This is a genomic window from Sphingopyxis sp. UBA6723, from assembly GCF_002454115.1.
In the GTDB taxonomy this organism is placed as follows: Bacteria; Pseudomonadota; Alphaproteobacteria; order Sphingomonadales; family Sphingomonadaceae; genus Sphingopyxis.
The window spans coordinates 89,930-111,260 of the sequence record NZ_DKIH01000011.1 but is presented as its reverse complement, the minus strand read 5'-3'; the positions used below and the strand labels follow the sequence as shown (position 1 = coordinate 111,260).

12 protein-coding genes are annotated in these 21,331 nt (G+C 64.4%); 8 read left to right on the top strand and 4 right to left on the bottom strand.

Annotated features, from left to right (window positions below; genetic code table 11):
• Positions 1-41: 41 nt before the first annotated feature.
• Positions 42-368, bottom strand: coding sequence for a DUF1244 domain-containing protein (locus B4F07_RS11515; protein WP_293703942.1), 327 nt, complete (start codon positions 366-368; stop codon positions 42-44).
• Positions 369-475: 107 nt separating this feature from the next.
• Between B4F07_RS11515 and pyk the strand changes: the two genes are divergently transcribed.
• The 8 genes from pyk to B4F07_RS11475 all read left to right on the top strand — a co-directional run bounded on the left by pyk (position 476) and on the right by B4F07_RS11475 (position 11,553).
• Positions 476-1,930: a pyruvate kinase gene (gene pyk, locus B4F07_RS11510; RefSeq protein ID WP_293703941.1), complete on the top strand. Its 1,455-nt coding sequence runs from the start codon at positions 476-478 to the stop codon at positions 1,928-1,930.
• A 310-nt stretch (positions 1,931-2,240) separates the two neighbouring features.
• Positions 2,241-3,014: an arginyltransferase gene (locus B4F07_RS11505; RefSeq protein ID WP_293703939.1), complete on the top strand. Its 774-nt coding sequence runs from the start codon at positions 2,241-2,243 to the stop codon at positions 3,012-3,014.
• 249 nt (positions 3,015-3,263) lie between these two features.
• Positions 3,264-4,349 carry a hypothetical protein gene (locus B4F07_RS11500; protein ID WP_293704795.1) on the top strand — a complete coding sequence of 362 codons (1,086 nt, stop codon included), beginning with the start codon at positions 3,264-3,266 and terminating at the stop codon, positions 4,347-4,349.
• A gap of 61 nt (positions 4,350-4,410) precedes the next feature.
• Positions 4,411-5,175 carry a hypothetical protein gene (locus B4F07_RS11495; RefSeq protein WP_293703937.1) on the top strand — a complete coding sequence of 255 codons (765 nt, stop codon included), beginning with the start codon at positions 4,411-4,413 and terminating at the stop codon, positions 5,173-5,175.
• Positions 5,176-5,400: 225 nt separating this feature from the next.
• On the top strand, positions 5,401-7,836 hold the full coding sequence (locus B4F07_RS11490; protein WP_293703936.1) for a cyclic nucleotide-binding domain-containing protein: 2,436 nt from the start codon (positions 5,401-5,403) through the stop codon (positions 7,834-7,836).
• Positions 7,836-8,717, top strand: coding sequence for a hypothetical protein (locus B4F07_RS11485; protein WP_293703935.1), 882 nt, complete (start codon positions 7,836-7,838; stop codon positions 8,715-8,717). Before B4F07_RS11490 ends, B4F07_RS11485 begins: the two co-directional genes overlap by 1 nt.
• Positions 8,718-8,727: 10 nt before the next feature.
• The gene (locus tag B4F07_RS11480) at positions 8,728-10,662 is read left to right on the top strand and encodes a cytochrome c3 family protein (protein WP_293703934.1); all 1,935 of its coding nucleotides are present in this window, start codon (positions 8,728-8,730) and stop codon (positions 10,660-10,662) included.
• Between the two features lie 42 nt (positions 10,663-10,704).
• Entirely contained in the window at positions 10,705-11,553 is an 849-nt protein-coding gene (locus B4F07_RS11475) for a metallophosphoesterase (RefSeq protein ID WP_293703932.1), read from the top strand.
• A 100-nt stretch (positions 11,554-11,653) separates the two neighbouring features.
• On the opposite strand, the gene B4F07_RS11470 is transcribed toward B4F07_RS11475, so the two are convergent.
• The 3 genes from B4F07_RS11470 to B4F07_RS11460 form a co-directional block, all read right to left on the bottom strand.
• Positions 11,654-12,598 carry a D-2-hydroxyacid dehydrogenase gene (locus tag B4F07_RS11470; RefSeq protein WP_293703930.1) on the bottom strand — a complete coding sequence of 315 codons (945 nt, stop codon included), beginning with the start codon at positions 12,596-12,598 and terminating at the stop codon, positions 11,654-11,656.
• 113 nt (positions 12,599-12,711) lie between these two features.
• Complete coding sequence (cysS, locus tag B4F07_RS11465) at positions 12,712-14,211, bottom strand: cysteine--tRNA ligase (protein WP_293703928.1); 1,500 nt, start codon at positions 14,209-14,211, stop codon at positions 12,712-12,714.
• Positions 14,212-14,257: 46 nt separating this feature from the next.
• Complete coding sequence (locus B4F07_RS11460) at positions 14,258-21,301, bottom strand: hypothetical protein (RefSeq protein WP_293703926.1); 7,044 nt, start codon at positions 21,299-21,301, stop codon at positions 14,258-14,260.
• Between the last annotated feature and the right edge of the window lie 30 nt (positions 21,302-21,331).

Sequence of the window (21,331 nt, the reverse complement as noted above, 5' to 3'; positions counted from 1 at the left end):
TTGTAGCGGGACCATGTCGCGAAAGCCCCAGCGCCGCAAGCTCAGCTATGCGGGTTCTTCGCCATGCTCGCTTCCATCCGTGCGAGCTGTGCGGGGGTTGCGGCGGTGTGATGCAGCGCTTTCCATTCGGCGGTCGGCATCCCGTGGACGATCGCGCGGCCCGCTTCCTTGTCCATGCCGCCCGCCTCGGCGATCCAGTCGCCCAGGCAGTTGCGGCAGAAACCGGCGAGCCCCATCAGGTCGATGTTCGCGGCGTCGCTGCGATGCTGGAGCAGGCGGACGAGGCGGCGGAACGCCGCGGCGGCAACCGCGTCGTCGAGTGCGTCTAGGGCGTCGTTCGGCGTGACCTGATCGTCGCTGCAGGACATGGCGGATTTCCTTCTGCGGATGGCATGAATAGCTATACGCGGCTTGCCTTGCCGGGGGCAACGCGCCTACGCAAGCGGCCCCAGCTTTTTATCGGTCCGGAGCATTTGTGGTCCAGAGTTTTACCCCCCGCCAGCGCAAGGTGCGCATCCTGGCGACGCTTGGTCCTGCCAGCGCCAATCCCGAGATGATCGCGGCGCTGCACCGCGCCGGTGCCGATGCGTTTCGTGTGAACATGAGCCATGGCGACCATGCGACCCATGCCAAGGTGATCGCCGCGATCCGCGCGCTGGAAAAGGAAACCGGGCGCCCGACGACGATCCTGGTCGATTTGCAGGGCCCGAAACTGCGCGTCGGCACCTTTGCCGCGGGGCCGGTCGAACTGGTCAAGGGCGCGCCTTTTGCACTCGATGCCGACAAGGCAGCGGGCGATTTGACGCGCGTTCATCTGCCGCACCCCGAATTGTTCGCGGCGCTGGAAACGGGCACCAGGCTGCTGATCGACGATGGGAAGCTGGTGCTGCGCGTCCAGGCGGTGTCGCCGACCCGGATCGACACGGTGGTCGAGGTCGGCGGCAAGATTTCGGATCGCAAGGGCGTGAATGTCCCCGATGTCGTCGTGCCGCTGGCGGCGCTGACCGAAAAAGACCGCAAGGACCTGACCTTCGCGCTCGAACAGCATGTCGACTGGATCGCGCTGTCGTTCGTGCAGCGGCCCGAGGATGTTGCCGAGGCGCGGACGCTGATCGGCGGCAAGGCGGCGCTGCTGGTGAAATTCGAGAAGCCGTCGGGCGTGCAGCGGATCGAAGAAATCCTGGAGCTTGCCGACGCCGCGATGGTCGCGCGCGGCGATCTGGGCGTCGAATTGCCGCCCGAGGCGGTGCCGCCGCTGCAAAAGCGGATCGTCGCGACCGCGCGGCGGATGGGCAAGCCCGTCGTCGTCGCCACCCAGATGCTCGAATCGATGATCGTGTCGCCCTCGCCGACGCGCGCCGAAGTGTCCGACGTCGCCACGGCGGTGTACGACGGGGCGGACGCGATCATGCTGTCGGCCGAGACCGCAGCGGGCGCGTGGCCGGTGGAAGCGGTGACCATGATGGATTCGATCGCCCGATCGGTCGAAAGTGATCCTGATTATTTCCGCCGCCTGCACTTTACCGAAACGACACCCGACGCGACCACGGCCGACGCGCTGGCCGAGGCAGCGGGCGACATCACGCGCACGATCGACGCCGATGCGATCATCTGCTTCACCTTTTCGGGCTCGACCGCACGCCGCGTCGCGCGGGAGCGGGCGGGGGCGCCGTTGCTGGTGCTGACCCCGAAAAAGGAAGCCGCGCGGCGCATGGGCCTGTTGTGGGGTGCCCATGCCGTATCGACCAAGGACATCGGCAGCTTTGAAGAGATGATCGCCAAGGGCAAGCGCATGGCGCTGCGCCACGGGATCGGCAAGGCCGGGTCGAAACTGGTGATGATGGCGGGGGTGCCGTTCGGCACGCCGGGATCGACCAACGTGCTGCATGTCGCGACGCTGACCGGCGACGAACTGCGCGGGTATAGCTGAGCACCGTTTTCCGCCACCCTTTCGTCCGTCATCCCGGCGCAGGCCGGGATCTCACCCGCAAGGGATTACGCACCGGCGAGATCCCGGCCTTCGCCGGGATGACGATCGGAAAGCTCAGCTGCATTGTGATTCAGATCGGCACAATCCTTACCGCGCGATTCAGATAATTTTCGACCTGAGTCAGAACGGCACGATTAAAAATGGTAAACGGACTTTGCACCATTGACGACGCGCGGCATAGTTGGTGGGTGGTGAGCGTCGGACCCGCGTCGGGGGGATTCCGCATCGCCAATCTGGAGGTCCAAACCGCGTGTCCGCACCGTTTCGTTTTCCGCGCTTTTTCGTCACCAGTCCGGCGCCTTGCCCCTATCTGGCGGGCAAGACCGAGCGCAAGGTGTTCACCGAGCTGAGCGGCAATACAGCGAACGAGCTGAACGATGCGCTCGGCCGCATTGGCTTCCGGCGTAGCCAGTCGGTGGCGTACCGCCCAAGTTGCGCCGATTGTTCGGCCTGCGTGTCGGTGCGTGTCTGCGCCAGCGAATTTGTCCCGAGCAGCTCACAAAAACGCACCATCCGCCGCAACAGCGATCTGGTCGCCACCGCGTGCAAGCCGTGGGCGACCGAGGAACAATATGCGCTGCTGCGCTCCTACCTCGGCGCGCGCCATCCCAATGGCGGCATGGCCGACATGGACGAGCAGGATTTTGCCGACATGGTCGAACAGACCCCGGTCGACAGCTACATGATCGAATATCGCGAGCCGACGACCGACGGCAGCAAGGGGCGCTTGGTCGGCTGTTGCCTGACCGACCGGCAGGGCGACGGATTGTCGATGATCTACAGCTTCTTCGACGCCGCGCATCCGCTGCGCGAGGGGCTCGGCACCTATATCATCGCCGATCATGTCCAGCGCGCGGCGCGCGCCGGGCTGCCCTATGTCTATCTGGGTTACTGGATCGAAGGGTCGGCGCGCATGGCGTATAAGGCGCGCTTCCGCCCGATCGAGCGCCTTGGCCCCGATGGCTGGTCGCGGTTCGAGCCGACTGCGTCGAGCGGTCTTGCGGCGATGTTCGAACTCGCCTGAACGGACGCTGCCGACGGCGGTGTACTAGTTGTGACGTGCGTCATAGGAGCAGCATGGCGGGCGGCATAAGCCTGCCCCATGCGCTGTTACCTGACTCCTACTGCATTGGCTTTTCACAGGATTTTGACAGGCCCGGGGTTAATGACCCGGGTCATGTGGACCGATGACCTCCGCCTCGCGACCCGATAAAGCTATGACTGGAGAAGTTTATCTCCCGGCCTTACGATGGAAGATAAATAAATGAAATTATTGCAAGAATTTCCGCGTTCGCGGAAACGGCAAATGTCTTCCGTGTCGCTCGGTTCCCTTACTTTCGCGCTATCCTTGGGGTTAACCGCGCTGGCCGTGCTCGCAAATACCGCGCAGGCCCAATCGGCCGGGCAACATGCCCGCGACATGAACGACATCGCTGCGACCCCGCCGCAAGGAGGTGACGAGGGGTCCGCCACCAAACCCTATGAGATGCCATCCGCGACCCTGCCGCCTCGCCCCAAAAGGCCCGGGTTCGTGGCGGTCGCCTATCATGCCGATACGGGGTCCATTTGGGCGTCGGCTGCCCATAAAACGATCGATGCGGCCAAGAAGCGGGCTTTGGCGGGCTGCAACGCTGCAACCGGCGGCGGATGCTATATCGCCGCCGCCGTGGGGGGTGGGGGTGACAAGACCGCCAGCCAAGTCTTTGTTTCACAAGACGGCATGGGTCAGTTCTGGTTGAAGGAAGCGACCGGCAATGGCTTGCTTGTCAATCCCGATCCGGCAATGCGCGACTGTTTAAGCAAATCTTTTGGCTGCGACACGCTGAACGGGTTCGAGCCGGGTTCGATCTACCTCGACCTCGACCCCAATCTCGATCAGTCGGAAGATTATTTTCCGAAGGGCAAGCTGAACCAGAACCGCTGGGCGATGGTTGCCCAACCGGAGAACCCGACGGCGGCGTCGCACAAAAAAAGCTGGCTGATCAGCGGAAAGGAGAATTCGGCGGCAACGCGCAAAACCATTCTCGATCGCTGCACGGCTGATGCCGGGGTACCTTGCGCCATCACCGCTTACGCCCTGAACGGCGAGAAGATCGCCGAACGCGGCGTGGTCAACACGAACGCCGTCCTGGTTCACTTTGTCGATGGCAGCGGGAAAAACCGCTGGACCACGGCCTTGCCGGGGGCGCCAAAGAAAAAGAGGAAAAAGTCGCCGCTCGGTGGTTTTCTGCCGACCTATCCCGATCCTGTCACGGTCAAGGAACGCATCGACCGGATTTGCCCGCCGTCGTCATGCCGCGTCATCGCCACCTATGACGCCGCGACGCCGCGGATGCAGGTGATCGAGGATGTGAAGTGAGGATGTCGCTTTCCAGCCTTCCCCCATCTGTTGTCTTGCCCCGCTATTTCGGAGACGCCCGATGCCACGCCCCTTGTTGATCAAATGCCTGCTGTCCGGTGCGGGGGCGATGCTCGCGCTGTCGTTTGGCGGCCCGGCCGCCGCCTGTTCCGACCTGCCCAATATCTGCGCCGCGAATGCCGAGCATCACCGGCAGATGATGGATATCGCGGCGACACCGCAGCAGGGCGAACCAGACGACGGCGGCCCGCGCTATGCAGAACCGCCAGCGGACCCGATGCGCGACCGGATGAGCGTCGCCACGGGCATGATCGCGCTGATGCAGCAGAATGTCGACAACATGGCGCGGCGGGCCGAAATGATGAAAGACCCGCGTTACGCCCGCTACGAAAATGGTGGTTGGGACTTTTTTCAGGATCATGCCAAACCGGCGCCAGGCGAATATTGTGCCGCCTTTTACTGGAAAAAGGACGGGTTGGTCCGTGTTTCCGGCCCAGGGGGCGACTATGAGGGGGCGCTGCTCACCTTTTGGAGCGACGACATCCCGCAGCCGGTCGGAGTAGACAGGATCAAGGTGACGCTGGTCCAGTCGGACGGAAGCCCGCCGCAGACGGTCGAAGCATATAATTACCGTTTGCCCGGGGAAGCCTATGGGGCGATCGCGCTGGCCATTCCGTCGGTCGATGCGTTGCTCGACAATATGCTCGACACCCACGGCTTCGACTTGCAAATCAAGGGTAAATCGGTTGCCAAGGTGGACTGGACGGGCGGACACGCGGCGCGTGACCGGCTGAAACAATGCGTCGCGCGGCGTGCGCGTAGTTGATCTGGTCCCGGCCACCGCCACTCGCAGCTGCCGTAAAGCCGCTAGCGGTTGACCTTTCCCCGCTTTCAAGGGCATAGCTCTACATCCAGGACATATAGTCCGGGTCGCATCCGTTATATATTCGCCGGGGGGCTGGCGAGAGGGGGGTAGGATGCCCGTGCGCGTGTTCGTCAGCATCACGACCAGCGATTGCGATATCGGCTTTCGCCGCAGCTTGGTGCGCGCATGAGCGAGCCCGTCAAGGTCGCGATCATCGGGTCGGGGCCGGCGGGGCTCAGCGCCGCATCGCGCGCCGCGCAGCTGGGGCTCAGTCACATCCTGCTCGAAAAGACCGACCATCTGTCGGACACCATCTTCAAATATCAGAAGGGCAAGCGCGTGCTGGCGACGCCCGAACGGCTCGACTTGCGCTCCGACTGCCGTTTTGCCGAGGGCGCGCGCGAATATATCCTGGGCAATTGGGACGAGGATGCCGCGAACAACAAGGTGAATGTGGCATATCACGCCGAGGTTGCCGAAGTGACCGGCGAAAAGGGATCGTTCGCGATCAAGACCGCGAAGGGCGATGTCTTTCACGCCGAAAATATCGTCCTCGCCATCGGGACGCAGGGCAATCCGAACCGGATGCGCTGCGGCGGCGCCGACCTGCCGCACATCATCTATCAGGTCGACGATCCCGAAGATTTCAAGGACAAGCATATCACCGTCGTCGGATCGGGCGACGCGGGGATCGAGAACGCGCTGGGGGTCGCCGAGGAGGCGCTGGAAAACACCGTCACCATCCTGAACCGTTCAAAGGATTTCGCGCGCGCCAAGGCGAAGAATGTCGCCGACATGATGGAGGCGGGCGAGAATGGCTTTATGTCGATCCGCACCGAAACCCAGCCGAAGCTCGTCGAACCCGGCTGGCTGACGCTCGAAACCCCCAATGGCGACGAGAAAATCCAGTGCGATGTGATCGTCGCGCGCCTGGGGTCGGTCGCGCCGCGCGGCTTTGTCGAATCGATGGGGATCGAGTTCACCGGCCCCGACCGCGAGGCGTTTCCGAAGCTGTCGCCGACGTTCGAGACGACGGTGCCCGGCCTCTATGTCATCGGCGCGCTGGCGGGTTATCCGCTGATCAAGCATTGCATGAATCAGGGCTATGACGTCGTCGAGTTTCTGAACGGCAACACGGGACTGACCCCCGCCGACGAAAAGGATCTGGCGGCGATCTTTGCCGATCTGCCGCAGAAAAAGTCGGTCAGCGACTGGCTGGAATATCTGCGCACCCGCATCCGCATCTTTGCCGATGTGTCGCCGCTGCAGATGCGCGAGTTCATGCTCGATTCGAAGGTCGCTTTCTATCGCAAGGGCGAGGCGGTGTTCGAAAAGGGCGATCCGGGATCGTCGCTGTTCGCGATTGCCGACGGCCATGCGGTGGTCGAAGTCGGTCCCGATTTCACCGTGCCGATCGAACAGGGGTCGATCTTTGGCGAGGTCGGGCTAATTTCGGGCCGCAAGCGCGGCGCGACCATCCGCGCCGGCGAGGACAGCATCTTTGTCGAAGTGTCGCGCACCGCGGCGCTCAAGCTGATGGCGGCGGTGCCGGGCGCCAAGCGCGTGATCAACCGCATCTCGCTCGAACGCCAGCTACTCCAGATCTTCAAGGGCGGTTTGACGGTGGAGGATCTGGCGCCGGTGGTCGATACCGCCGAGGTCGAGCGCGTCCCCGCGGGCAAGGTCGTGCTGACCGAGGGCGAGCAAGGCGACGATGTCTATGTCATCCGGTCGGGGTCGATGGTGGTCGAGAAGGACATCGGCGGCAAACCGATCTTCCTGCGCTATTTGCCGGCGGGGAGTTTTTTCGGCGAGATGGGGGTGCTGAGCGGGCAGCCCAGAAATGCCACGGTCAAGGCGGCCGTCGGCGCCGAACTGATCAAGCTGACCGGCGAGAGCTTCCGCAAGATGCTCGCCGCGCGGCCGCAGGTGCGCGCGGCGACCGAGGCCGCGGTCGCCGAGCGCGCGGCGATGAACGACTTCATCGAATCTCGCAAGGCCAGCTATTCGAGCGCGGTCGATTTGTATTCAGACACCGCGAGCTTCATCATGAAGGAGGGGCTGGGCGAGGCGACCGACGCGCTGCTGATCGACGAGAATCTGTGCGTCGGCTGCGACAATTGCGAGAAAGCATGCGCCGACAGCCATGAAGGCCTGTCGCGGCTCGACCGCGAGGCGGGCAAGACCTTTGCCCATCTGCACGTGCCGACCAGCTGCCGCCACTGCGAGCATCCACACTGCATGGCCGACTGTCCGCCGAACGTCATCCATCGCGGCCCCGACGGCGAAGTCTTCATGGAGCCCGGGTGCATCGGCTGCGGCAATTGTATGCGTAACTGCCCCTATGGCGTGATCCGCATGGAAGCGGCGCCGCCTGAAAAGCCCAGCCTGCTGCGCTGGTTGCTCACCGGCTTTGGTCCGGGACCGGGCGAACCGTCGCCAAAATGGACCAAGAAGCAATTGGGCGACGAAAAGCCCAAGAAAATCGCGGTCAAATGCGACATGTGCAAGGGAATCGCGGGTGGCCCGGCGTGCGTGCGCGCGTGTCCGACGGGTGCTGCGATCCGCGTCTCGCCCGAAGAATTCCTGTCGATCGCGCGGCTGGAAGAGGGGACCGACTGATGGCCTCGCTCTTTCGACGGCGACGCAACAGGGCGACGCAGACCGAGCGGGTGCGCGAGCGCAAGCATGAGGGCTTTCTGCGTTACGCCGGCTTCCGCTGGGCCAAGATTTCGGGCGGGCTGTGCCTGCTGATCATCATTTCCTATGCGCTGGTCGATGTGACGCCGCGGCATAATGGCGGCAGCTGGTACGGCTACACGCTGGGCACGATCGGCGCGGGGCTGATCCTGTGGCTGACCGCGCTCGGCTATCGCAAGCGCAAGATGACGAATGATTATTGGTCGCTCAAGGCCTGGACGTCGGCGCATGTCTATCTGGGGCTCAGCCTGATCGTCATCGGCACCTGGCATACCGGTTTCCAGCTCGGCTGGAACGTCCACACGCTGGCGTGGGCGCTGATGATGCTGGTGATCCTGTCGGGGCTATACGGGGTGATCGTTTATGCGACCCTGCCCGCGGCGCTGTCGAACAACCGCGACGAGATGACGCAGATGCAGATGCTGGAGGCGATCCGCGCATTCGACCGCCAGCTGCATACCGCCGCTCAGCCGCTGACCCCCGCCGATACCGCGCCGGTGCTGGCTGCGCTCGACGAAGATCCGTTCGCGGGGGGCATCGGCGCGCGGCTCAGCGGGCGTTATCCGAATTGCGCGACCGCGGCGGCGCTCCGCACGCTGGCGGCGTCGCAGAGCAGCGATGCCGCGGCGCGCGAAAAGGTTGTCGGGCTGCTCAAGCAAAAGGTTGCGGCGTTGGCGCGGCTCCGCGCGCATCTGCGGCTGCGCGCACTGCTCGAAATATGGCTCTATGTGCATGTGCCGCTGACCTTTGCGCTGATCGCGGCGCTGTCGGCGCACATCATCAGCGTCTTTTTCTACTGGTGAGGCGGGGACGATGAGCTTCATCCTGCGCCGCATTTCGACGACCAAGACGGGCAAGCAGATTGTCCGCGATCAGCCGCTGCCGGGTGACACGATCACGCTGGGCCGCGACAGTTCGAACATCATCCACGTCGCCGACCTGGCGGTGAATCCGCATCATGCAACGATCAGCAGCGGCGACGGGCGTCATGTCCGCGTCGCCGCGAGCGAGGGGCTGGGATTCGACCTCAACGGACGCAGCGAGACCGTCGCCGATATCGACAGCGGTTCGGGCGGCGAGCTGCGTTTCGGCGGGCATCGGCTGACGATCGCGCGCGAGGATGACAAGATCATCCTGCTTGTCGAGCGCATCGACGAACTGTCGCAATCGTCGAAGGATGTCGACGAGGCCAAGGCGTTTTCGTTGCAAGGCGTGATGCTGGGCAAGCGGATGGGGGCGTGGGCGTTCGGGTTGCTGATGCTGCTCGCTTTTCTGGTCGGGCCGATCTGGGCCTGGTACAGCTATAAGAATGTCGATGAGCGTCCTGAAGGCTTCCATGCCGATAGCAGCTGGTCGTCGGGACCATTGTCGAGCGCGCACGCGAGCCTGAAGGACGATTGCCAGTCGTGCCATGTCGAACCGTTCGTTGCGGTCACCGACACGGCGTGCGTCAGCTGCCACACCGGCGAGCATAAGGCGATGAGCACCGCCCACGCCGGAGCGCCGACCGCGATGCTGCTTGCAGCGCGGGCGCCCGACGGCGGCTTCGACAAATTGCTGGCGAATGTCGGTGAGGTGTTCAACCGGCCGCAAGGGCGCTGCGTCGATTGTCACACCGAGCATGAAGGCGCCGGGCCGATGCCCGCGACGCCGCAGAAATTCTGCGCCGACTGCCACGACGGGATGCAGGGGCGGCTGAAGACGGCGGGGCATCCGACGATGCTGGGCGATGCCGCCGATTTCGGGACCGGCCACCCCGAGTTTCGCCCGCTCGTTCGGGCTGCGCCGGGTGCCAAGCTGGCGCGCGCCGCGCCCGGCAAAGGGACGGTCGATTATAACGGGCTAAAATTCCCGCACGATGTTCACCTGCAAGCGACCGGCGGGGTCGCACGGATGGCGGCGAGTTTCCGCGGCCGCTATGATTTCGGGCAAAAGCTGGAGTGCGAAAATTGCCACCGGGTCGAGGCCGACGGGGTGCGCGTGAAGCCGGTCGAGATGGAGCGCGACTGTGCGATGTGCCACAGCCTGGCGTTCGAGACCGTCGGCGGGACGACGCGCACGCTGCGTCATGGCGAACCCGATCAGGTCGTCGCCGATCTCACCGCTTATTACCGCTCGACCCCGCCCGCGCGGCCGTTGCAGCTTGGCGGGATGCAGCGGCGGCGCCCCGGTGCCTATGCCGAAGGGCAGGTGTACAACATCTATTTCAACGAGGTGGCGGTGCGGCCCAGCCGGGCACAGGACGCGGTGCGCGCGGTGTTCTCGAAAGGCGGCGCCTGTTACGACTGCCACACGATCTTTGCCCCGCAGGCCGGGAACAACTGGCGCGTTGCGGCGGTGAGCCAGACCGCGCGTTACCTGCAAAAGGGCTGGTTCGACCATGATGCGCACAGGGAAACCGACTGCGCCGATTGCCATACCGCCGCGCCTGCGTCGAAAACATCGACCGAGCTGCTGATTCCTGGCCTGCGCCAATGCCGCGATTGCCATGTGGGCGAGGGCGGGGCGCGGCTGGTCAAGGTCGAAACCGCGACCGAATCGTCCTGCGCGATGTGCCACGAATATCATTCGGACGGCGGACAGCCGTGGGTTCCGAACCGTCAGCGGAAGGTAAATGCCGCGGCAATCACAAATAAACCCCTGCGTGCTACCTATGGTGTGAGTGGGATCACAGGCAGCGGCACGCGGGGTCTGTACAATGTGACGTGGCGCACACCAGCCTTGCATGGGGCAAGACGGGGCGGATAGGGTCGGGACCGGGGTCGCTAACCGGCGCAGCAGGGGACGGATGTGCTGATCGCGCAGATCACCGATATCCATTTGGGGTTCGATCCGGACAATCCGGCCGAATATAACCGCAAACGCCTCGACGAGGTGCTCGACGTGCTGATCGACGGGCCGAACCGTCCCGACCTGTTGCTCGCAACCGGCGACGTTACCGACCGCGGCGACGAGGACAGCTATCGCCGCCTCGCCAACGCCTTTTCACGCTGCCCCTTTCCGGTGTGGGTCAGCGTCGGCAATCATGATCTGCGCGACAATTTTCATGCGCGCTTTCCCGGGCTCGACGACGGCAATGGCTTTGTCCAATATGCGATCGAGCTGCCCGAGCTCAGGCTGGTGACCATCGATACGCTGGAGGAAGGGCGCCATGGCGGCGCTTTTTGCGATGTGCGCGCGGCGTGGCTCGACGCCGAACTGGCGAAGGATCCGGCCAAGCCGACCTATATCGTGATGCACCACCCGCCGATCGAAAGCGGCATCGAGTGGATGAACACCCATCCCGATGAGCCGTGGGTCGCGACCTTTACCGAGGTGGTGCGCAAGCACAGCCAGGTGCGCGGGCTGATCTGCGGTCATTTGCATCGCAGCGTGACCGTGGCGTGGGAAGGGCGCACGGTGGCGATCTGCTCGTCGACCGCGCCGCAAGTCTCACTCGACCTCCGTCCGATCGATGAGAACCGTCCCGACGACCGCCCGATGATTGTGGCCGAAGACCCGGCCTATGCGCTGCACCGCTGGAATGGCCGCGAGCTGGTGAGCTTTTACGACTTCGCCGGGGCGCATACAATGCTGGCGAAATATGACGCGCATCTGCAGCCGCTGGTGCGCGAGTTGAAAGCGGAACGGCCGGGCTAATGACCGTCGCCCCCGCGAAGGCGGGGGCCGCCGTCGGCTTTTCCCTGCCTCGCTGCGTAAACCGACAGCGGCCCCCGCCTTCGCGGGGGCGACGAGATATTTAGTACCCCAGCGTCAAATCCACCCGCGGCTCCACCGCCTCGCCCCTATTCCAGCGGCCCAGATTTTCCAGAAACCGCTCCGCCGAGCGGACGAACATCTTGTCCTGCGCGCGGCCCGACAGGTGCATGGTGATGTGGGCGTTGTCGAGACTCCATAGCGGATCGTCGGCGGGCAGCGGTTCGGGGGTGGTGACGTCGAGGAAGGCCGACGCGATCTGCTGTTCGTTCAGCGCGGCGACCAGCGCGTCCTGATCGACGACGCTGCCGCGCGCGATGTTGATTAGCGTCGCGGTCGGCTTCATCGCGGCGAGTTCGCTGGCGCCGATCATGCCGTCGGTCTCGGGGGTCGCGGGAACCGCGAGGATCACCCAGTCGAAATCGCTCAGCTGCGCGCGCCATTGGTCGGGGGTCAGCGTGTTGGGTCCGGGGGAGCGACGCACCACGGTCACGTCGACCGCAAATGCCTTCAGCCGCTCCTCAATCAGCTTACCGATCGCGCCATAGCCGAGCAGCAGCGCTTTCGACCCGAACAGTTCGACCTTGCCCGGCGAGTCCATCAACCATTCGCGGCGCTCCTGCGCGCGGACGACGTCGCGGTAGCCCTTGGCGACGGTCAGCATCCCCATCACGACATATTCGGCGATGGTGATCGCGTTGATTCCCGCGCCGTTGGTGACCACCGTACCGCGATGGGCGAGCAGATCGAGCGGCATGCCGTCGACCCCGGCGTAGATCGAGTTCAGCCATTTGAGGCGGGTCGCGGCGGTGATCACCGCGGCCATGTCTTTCTTGTCATACATGTCGAACCAGCCGATTTCGGCGTCGGGCGCGAGCGCGAGCGCTTCGTCCTTCGACTGAAAAAAGCGCGGTTCGACCCAGTCGGGCAGGCGGTTTTCGACGAGCGGGCGGATGAGTCCCGACAGGATGGTGATGGTTTTGGTCATTGCATTGTTCTCCCATTCCCGTTCGCATCGAGCGAAGTCGAGATGCCGATCGTCTAGTGCATTCCTTCCGGGTGTCTCGACTTCGCTCGACACGAACGGATTATCAGGTTCGTTTACGCCTCCAGCCGCCAGTCCCAGCCGAGCGGGTCACCGTCCATCACCTCGACCCCCGCGGCGGTGAGTTCGTCGCGGAGTTTGTCTGAGGTCGCGAAGTCCTTGGCCGCGCGGGCTTCCTTGCGGCGGGTGAGGGCGGCTTCGATTTCTTCTTCGGTAATGGTGGCGGCTTTGGGGCGGATGCGGAGGTCGGTGCGCTTACGCTGAAGCAGGTCAAGACCAAGCACTTGATCTATCGTTGCGATAAGATGCCAGCGGAGCCTATCGCTTATCGTCGGATCGCCTAGGATCGCTTCGATTACCACGAGGGCTTTAGGCGTGTTCAGGTCATCCGACACTGCTTCGTCGAAATCCTGAAGATAACCTAATACTTCCCTTTCGTGCCATTTGTCACGAGCAATGGGTTCGTATTGTGAGGGCGCGTCGATTGGATCGCCTTTTTGCTGGAATTCCTCCCACATTCGAACAGCGACGGCTTTATACATCCGCTTCAACCGCGTCAGCGCCGCGCCCAGCCCCTCCCACGAAAACTCCAGCTCGCTGCGATAATGCGCCTGCAGGCACATCAGGCGATAGGCGAGGGGGTGGTAGCCTTTGTCGATCAACAGTTGCAGGCGCAGGAATTCGCCCGCGCTCTTGCTCATCTTGCCGCTGCGTTCGATCAGGAAATTATTGTGCATCCAGATGCGCGCGCCGCTGGCGTCGCTGCAACTGTGCGCCTGGTTCTGCGCGATCTCGTTCGGGTGGTGGATTTCGCGATGGTCGATGCCGCCGGTGTGGATGTCGAACGGAAAGCCGAGCAAGGCTTCGGACATCACCGAACATTCCAGATGCCAGCCGGGGGCGCCGCGGCCCCAGGGCGAATCCCATTCCATCTGGCGCGTCTCGCCCGCGGGCGTCCTGCGCCAGATCGCAAAATCGGCGGCGTGGCGCTTGCCCTCGACTTCGTCGATGCGGCCCTCACCTTCATCGGTTTTTGCGCGTGCCAGCGCGCCGTAGTCGCTGACCGTCGAGGTGTCGAAATAGAGGCCGCCCTCCAGCTCGTAGCAATGCTTGTCGGCAATCGCCTTCGCAAACTCGATCATCTGCGGGACGTAATCGGTGGCGATCGACCAGTGGGCGGGCTGGCGGATGTTGAGTGCCTTCACGTCGGCCCAATAGGCCTCGGTATAGTGGCGCGCGATGTCCCAGATCGACTGCGCCTTCTCCGCAGCCATCTTCTCCATCTTGTCCTCACCCGCATCGGCGTCGTCGGTCAGATGACCGACGTCGGTGATGTTGATGACGTGGGTAAGCTTGTAACCCTTGAACGACAGCGTCCGGCCCAATGTGTCGGCAAAGACATAGGCGCGCATATTGCCGATGTGCGGATAATTATAGACCGTCGGGCCGCAGCTATAGACGCGCGCTTCACCGGGGTGGACAGGCTGGAATTCTTCCAGCTGGCGCGTCAGGCTGTTGAACAGCATCAGCGGCTGCGGGGCAGGGACGTCGGTCATACCGCCGCCCATGCCCCGCCCCGAGCGGCTCCGTCAACCGAAAGCCTTACGGCTGCTCGGTCGGCGTCCACAGATCGTCGTTGCCCGCGCCGGTTACCGGATCGTCGAGCAACGGTTCGCCGCTGAGCGGATCAAGGTCGCGCATGGTGATCAGCGGCACTGGCAGGCTCTGACCATTGCCATCCTCATCCTCGGCATCTGCGGCTTCTTCGATCACATCCTGTACCGGGAAGCTGTTTTCGAAATCGAACGTCACCGCCGAGCAGCTGGCGACATTGCCGATCAGGCATCCGTTGAAGGTCGAGCGCGGATCAAAGCTGCCCGCCGTCGGCGCCGATCCGCCGATGGTGAGCAATGGCACCGTGTCGAGCCCGGTGACCTGGCCATCCGTGCTGATCTGAACGCCGTTGATGACAATCCGCGATGTGCCTTCGGTCAGGACGTCAAGCCCGCCCCCGCCAAAAGTCAGCCCGCGGCGATTGGCGAATTCGGTGCCGGTGCCGCTGTTCTGGACATAAAAGCCGCCAATGACTTCGGCGCGGATGCCGCGCGCGAACAGCGACCCTTCGTCCAGGAGCACACCGTCATTCTGTGCGAGGCGCGCTTCGATCGCATCGGTTGTTGTCGCGGCGCCGACGTCGCCGATCGCGGCGGGCGTGGCGACGATGATGTCGTCGGACACCATGTTGAGCTGTCCGGCGGCGTTGCTGCCGTTGACCAGCCGCACTGTCCCCTGACCCAATATGACTTCCAGCGCGTCGTCTGCGAACAGGTTGAGCGCATTGGTGTCGGACAGGCCGGTCAGCTGGACATTGCCGATCACCCGCATCTTGCCGGGGGTGCGGATGGTCAGCGCGCCATTGGCGCCCAGGTTCGATCCAGCGGCGCCCCCGGCGATCGTGAAGCTATCGACGATGATGTCGGGCGGCGCGCTGCTGCCGACCGATGCACTGTTGGCGGCTTCGACTTCGGGCGCAAAGACTTCGATGTCGGTGCCGAACAGCCGCGTGAGTTCGCTGGCATCGAGGTGGAAACCATTGCGGGTGCCGGTGCCGCCGACGAATGTCTGGCTGAACACGTCGTTATTCTCGATCGACAGCCCCTCGGTACTGCCTGCCGTGCCGACGCGTGCGCCGCTGGCGATGATGATGTCGTTCGAGCGCAGCGCGATATTGCGCGCTGTCAGCACACCGTTGATCACGATGTCGCCTTCCGACGTGATGTCGGTGGCATCGGCGGCCAACGCTGAAATGACGATGTCATTGCCGTTTTCAGAGGTCAGGGTGGTCCGACCCGCGACGACGCTCGACGTGATCGTCAGCGTTCCCGACCCGTTGGTTACCACCGCGTCGCCAGCATCGGCATCGAGGACGGCAAAGACGATGTTGCCCCCGGTGCGCAGGTTGATGCTGTTGCCGGTCGCGGTCACCGGGCCGGTCGAGATCAGGCCGTCGGACGTTACAGCGCCGTTGCTTGCATTAAGCAATGTCGCGCCGCCCGCCTGAATGTTGGTGGAATTGACGCCGCTTGCGCCGGTCAGCGTTAGCTGACCCGTGCCGGTCGTCTGAGCGCGGGTGATGTCGATGCTGTCGCCGGTGAGCGTCAGATCGCCCCCCGCGCGGACGCGGCCGCCCACAATGTCGCCCGACGTCGTAATCGACAGGTTGTTTCCGGCGCTCACCGTTTCGATGATCGTACCGCCAGGGGTGGCCAGCGATTCGAGATTCGCGCTTGACGCGGTGATCGTAACATCACGCCCGGCGGCGATTGGGCCGGTGGCGTTCATCGTGCCGGTCGATGTGACCAGGACATCGGTGAAGGCATTCAGCGCTGCAAGGGTGGTGTCGCCGCCCTGCGTCCGGATGTTGCTGCTGCCCCCCGTGGCGCCGAGGCCAAATGTGGTCGCGCCGTTGATCGCGATCGCGCCCGTTGTTGCGGCAAAAATGTCATCGCCCGCCGACAGGGCCGACGCACCGATCGAACCACCCGCCGTCAGCCTGACGTCGGATCCGTCGGTCGCCGAGATCCCCTCGCCTGAATTGATCGTAAAGCCGCTGCCCGGCACAAAGCTCAGAAACGCAGTATCGGCCCCGGCGCCCGTGGCGTTCACGCCGTTGGCGGTGAGATCGCCACCTGCGCTGACGTCAACATCGTCGCCGGCCGTTATGCCGCTGAGCGATGCGGTCGTGCCGGCCAGGACCAGCATATCCTCGCCCGCATTGCCGCCCGCGATCGTCGCCGACCCACCGGCGCTGACGCCGAACATGCGCGCCGCCGCGCTGTTCGCCAGCACGACGTTCCCCGCGGCCTCCGCAAACAGGTTGCCCCGGGTGGTCACGCCGTTAGCATCGATATAGCCTCCGTTCGCGGTCGCCGAGACGTCGATATTGGCGTTGGAATTCAGCCGGACGTCGCCGCCCGCCACATAGCTGCCGGTCAAATTTCCATCGGCAAAGATCGAGATCGTTCCAGCCACGTCGGCCTGATTGACCGCAACGGCGCCGCCCAGACCAAAGGCAAAGAAGGATGCGTCGCCGGTCACAGCACCGGTGAGCCCTACGCTGTCGCCAATCAGATTGATGTCGCCGCCTGCCGCAATGCCGACGCCGGATATGGCGTTCGCGGCCAACAGGTCGACGGTGTTGCCGGCGTCGATCGCGGCAAAGCTGATACTGCTACCTTCGATCCGTGTCGCAAGGCCCGATGCCAGCGTGCCGGTCGTAGCCACGGCGCCCGAAGCGGTCAGCGTCAGATTGTCGAACGCGTTGATGCCGCCGCCGGTGATCGTCCCTGTCGATGCGGTCAGTACGATATTCGATTGGTTGGGCGGCGAAGACGTGATCTGGAAGAAACTGGGGCCGGACGGGCTGAACGGGCCATAGATCAGCGCTCGATTGTCGGGGCCGGTGCCGGTCGTCGCAAGACCGTTGGCTACGATTCCTCCCGGTGCCGTGACCGTCAGGTCGTCGCCCGCCGTAATGTTGGTGAGCGCCGCGGTGGTGCCCGCCAAAACCAGCGCATCTTCGCCGGCATTGACGCCATTGACCGACGCCGTACCGCCCGCGCGCACCCCGAACATGCCGGTGGCGCTGTTGTTGGTCAGGACGACGTCGCCACCCGCATCGATGAACACGCTGGCGGCGATCGGAGTGCCGCTGCTCGAACTTTCAAAGCCCGTTGCGTTCGCCGATGCGCTGATATTGGCGCCCGAGGTGAGCTGGATACTGCCCACGGCATTATAGGTGCCGGTGATGTCACCGGTGGCTGAAACCGATATGAAATCGCCCATATCTGCCAGCGCGATGGCTACCGGTCCGGCGCTGCCGTTGGCAAACAGGGCTCCGCCGCCCGCAATCTCGCCGTTGATGGCGATGCGGGTTGCGTTGAGGTTGATGCTGCCGCCTGCATCGATCGATCCGCCGCTGATCCCTTCGGCGCCGGGGGTGTTGCCGGTCGCGGTCAGGAAGACCGACGACCCGGCATCGATGTTGTTGAACAGGATCGACTGGCCATTGACCTGAACGAAGCCGCCCGCGGTTGAATTGCCCAGATCGACCGCGCCGGGCGAGGTGATGAGGATATCGCCGCCGGTGATGATCGAATTCAGCCCGGTGCGGAAACTGGCGCCACTGGCGGTGAAATCATTGACCGCTTCGGCATGTTCAACCGAAACGGCGCCCGCGGCGGTGATGACGATGTCATTGCCCGAATCGAGCGCATCGACCTGGATCGGTCCCGCCGTGACCGACAGCGTCAAATCGCCACCGGCGCCCAGCAGGCTGCCTGGGGTACCGAAAATTCCCTGTGGTGCAGTGATGGTAAAGTCACCGGCAGCGCCTATCGTCGCCGCGGTACCGCTTCGCGCATCATGGCGCACGTCAAAGCGTTCGCCCGCCTCTATCAACAGGTTGCCACCAGCGCTGAAACTGCCACTGCTGCGCGCATGGGCGCCCACTGCGCTTCCCGTCTCCAGCGTCGCGTCGCCGGTCGTGCCAATGGTGCCGCCATCGACGGCAACAAAAATGCCGGTCAAGGCTTCTTCGATGTTGCCACCGGTCGGCGCGGCTTCACCGAGCGCGCTGGCTGAGAGCGTCGTAAAGGCAATGCTGCTCGATGCATTCTCATCAGTGCGCAATTCGATGCGTCCTGCCAGATCGCCATCCGCGTCAATGATCGTATTGCCGAGCGCGATCAGCCCGCCGCTGGCCGATTCCAGCACGGCACGCCCGCCAGTGCTGGCGATGGCCGATGCGCCCGCCACGCCGTTTGTGGCGCCGCCGAATCCGGTTCCCCCGCCACCGCTGGACCCCGTCACGCCCTGTGCCGTGATCGTCACCGCCTGCGTCGTCGTGATGGTACCGCCGTCGGCGATCAAGCGGACAACGCCGCCGCTCCCTGCGCCCGCATCGCCGCCATCACCCGACTGGCGCCCGGCGCCGAAATGGTCGGCACCCTGGCCGCCAATACCGCCGAAGCCATTGCTCCCCAGCGTCTGGGGGCCGCTGCTTCCCGGGGTCAGGCTGATCACGCCGCCGTCGGTCGCGAACAGTTCGACAACGCCACCGGTGCCATTGCCGCCGTCGCCACCGTCCGGCGCGGCGGTGATCGAAGCAAAGGGGGCCAGTCCGCCCGCGCCGCCATTGCCGCCGCGTCCGGCGGTTGCAAAGACGATACCGCGGGCTTCAAACCGTCCGTCGGTGCCCTCGGCGACGGCGCTGGCCGTTCCGCCAACCGCGCTGCCGCCATTGCCGCCGTTGCCGTCGCGCCCCGCTGCGCCATTGCCGCCGGTGGCACTGGCATCAAGGTTCATAAAGAATAGCCCGGCATTAAAGCCGCTGACGATCATCTGCGCCAGTCCGCCCCCGGCGTCGCCGCCGTTGCCACCGACATTGTGCAACCCGCCTGCGCCGCCCTGACCGCGAGCGGCCACCTGAACCGACCCGGCGTCGATATCGGTGGCAAGGGCCAGCGTTGCTACCCCCCCCTGACCGGTGCCGCCCGTTCCGCCGACACCAACGCCGGTGCTGCTGCCCGAACTGCTGGAAAAGAATGAGCTGCCGCCCTGACCGCCGATGCCGGCGGCATCGACAATCAGGCTGCCGGTGTCGAGCGTCCCGCTCGCCACGTTGACGGCGGCGCTGCCGCCGTTCCCCGTGCCACCATCGCCCGGGGTGCCGGGGACGCCGCTGAAGGAAAAGATATTGTTGAAGCCGCCCCCTTCGCCCCCCTGGCCGGATGCGTAGGCGGCAACCAGGCTCGCCTGGACGGTGGCGCCATCGATATTGATCGCCGCCTGTCCGCCAGCGCCGACCCCGCCGACGCCGCCCGGAATGATGTTGGTCGGCTCTCCGTCGTTGCCCGCCAACCCCTGGCCGCCTGTCCCGGAGGCCGAGGCGATGAGGTCAGCCACGTCGATCGTGCCGCCCAGCAGGTCGATGGTGGCGGTTCCCCCGATGCCCAGACCGCCCGATCCAAGTCCGTCGCCGCCGATACCATCGGCACTGACGGTGATGTCGCTCGCCGTGAATGCGCCGCCGGTCAGGACGAGCGATGCAGACCCGGCCCGACCGCTGCCGCCGGTTGAGCCCTGGGTGGAGATGTCGCCACCGGTGGCGTTGGCGGCGATCGTCACCAAGCCGCCAACCTGCGCAGCTCCCCCGCTGATCGTCAGCCGTGCGTCGCCACCGTCGCTGTCGCCCGTGACGCCATCGACGACACCGCCAGCTTCGATTACGAGATCGCCGAGCACCCCAAAGGCGCCGCCCGTGACATTGACCGCCGCGGCGCCGGGTCCGGCAGCATTGCCTCCCGACCGGACGATCATATCGCCCGTTGCGGAAACCGCACGACCGGCGTTGACGTTGATTGTCGCTCCGGCGTCACCGATGAACAGCGCATTGCCCTGGACTGCGATACGGCCAAGCTGCGGCGGAATGAAGGCGATCGGCAGGCCGGTGGGAATCGTGCTCAGCGGCTGGCCCAGGAACGTTCCGCTGGCGCGCGCCGTGGTGTCGCTGAGGAAAATCGTATCGTTGACGGTGATGTTCGCCGCCGCATTGCCCACCGGGCTGCCGTCAATCTGGCCATTGACGACATTATAGCCCGCCGACAGTACGACAGCACCATCGGGGTCGGTCTGCGCCGTCACCGCGTCCTCATAGCCCACCTGGCCCGACACCAGCATCGTCACCGCGTCATTTTTGGGGATGGCGACCATGTAGATGCGGCTCTGATCGATATCGCCCTGTTGGTGGGCCGGGCCAGTGGTTGTGCCGCTGTGGGTGATGACGTTGCCGCCTTCGGCGCCGACCAGCACATTGATGTCGAACAAGCCATTGTTGATGCGAATATCGGCCTGTTCGGCGGCGACATAGGCCGCAGCGCCATCAACGCGGACGGCGCCCGCTTGGACGATGCGCGGCGCGACCAGCGCGACATAGCTATCGCCTGGGTTGAACGGGTTGTTGGCGTTGATTGCTGCGCCAGCCGCGACCGTCACGTTCGACGTACCTCCCGCAGCGCCGCGGAAACGGATTTCGCCCGAGGGACCGAGCAGGCCACCGGTGGTCAGGACATCGTTGGCGGTCAGCACCAGACTGCCGACATTGATCACCCCGGTCGCGCCGATCAGGATGCCGCCGGCGTTGTAGAACCAGATATTGCCACCACGCCCGCCGGAAGTGGCGAAGTCCACACTGTTGACCGTACCGTTGATGGCAATCTGATCGGCAATTGGCACGCCCGTACCCGATACGAACCGGTTGAGGACGATATATTGGCCGGTGCCGGTAAAGTTCAGCGAGTTGCCGGTGGGTAGAAAGTCGATCACCCCGCCGACAGGCGCGTTCGACGGCGTCCAGTTGATGATCGTCTGATCACCCGTCGTGTTGACGGTCGTCGGTCCCGGTCCCGGCGCCGAAATTGTCGGGTTGCTGAGCCCGGGGCCGGTGACGCCTTGTCCCGTGCCGGCGACCTGGGCGAGCGCAGGACCGCCATAAGCGAGGGCGGCGAGCCCCGCCACGATCGCGCAGCTTTCGAGCAGGCGGCGCTTGCCGTTGTGGATCGGTGCAGGGTTGGCCGTCGAACGCATATCAATGGTCCTTGATGTCATCGTCATGGG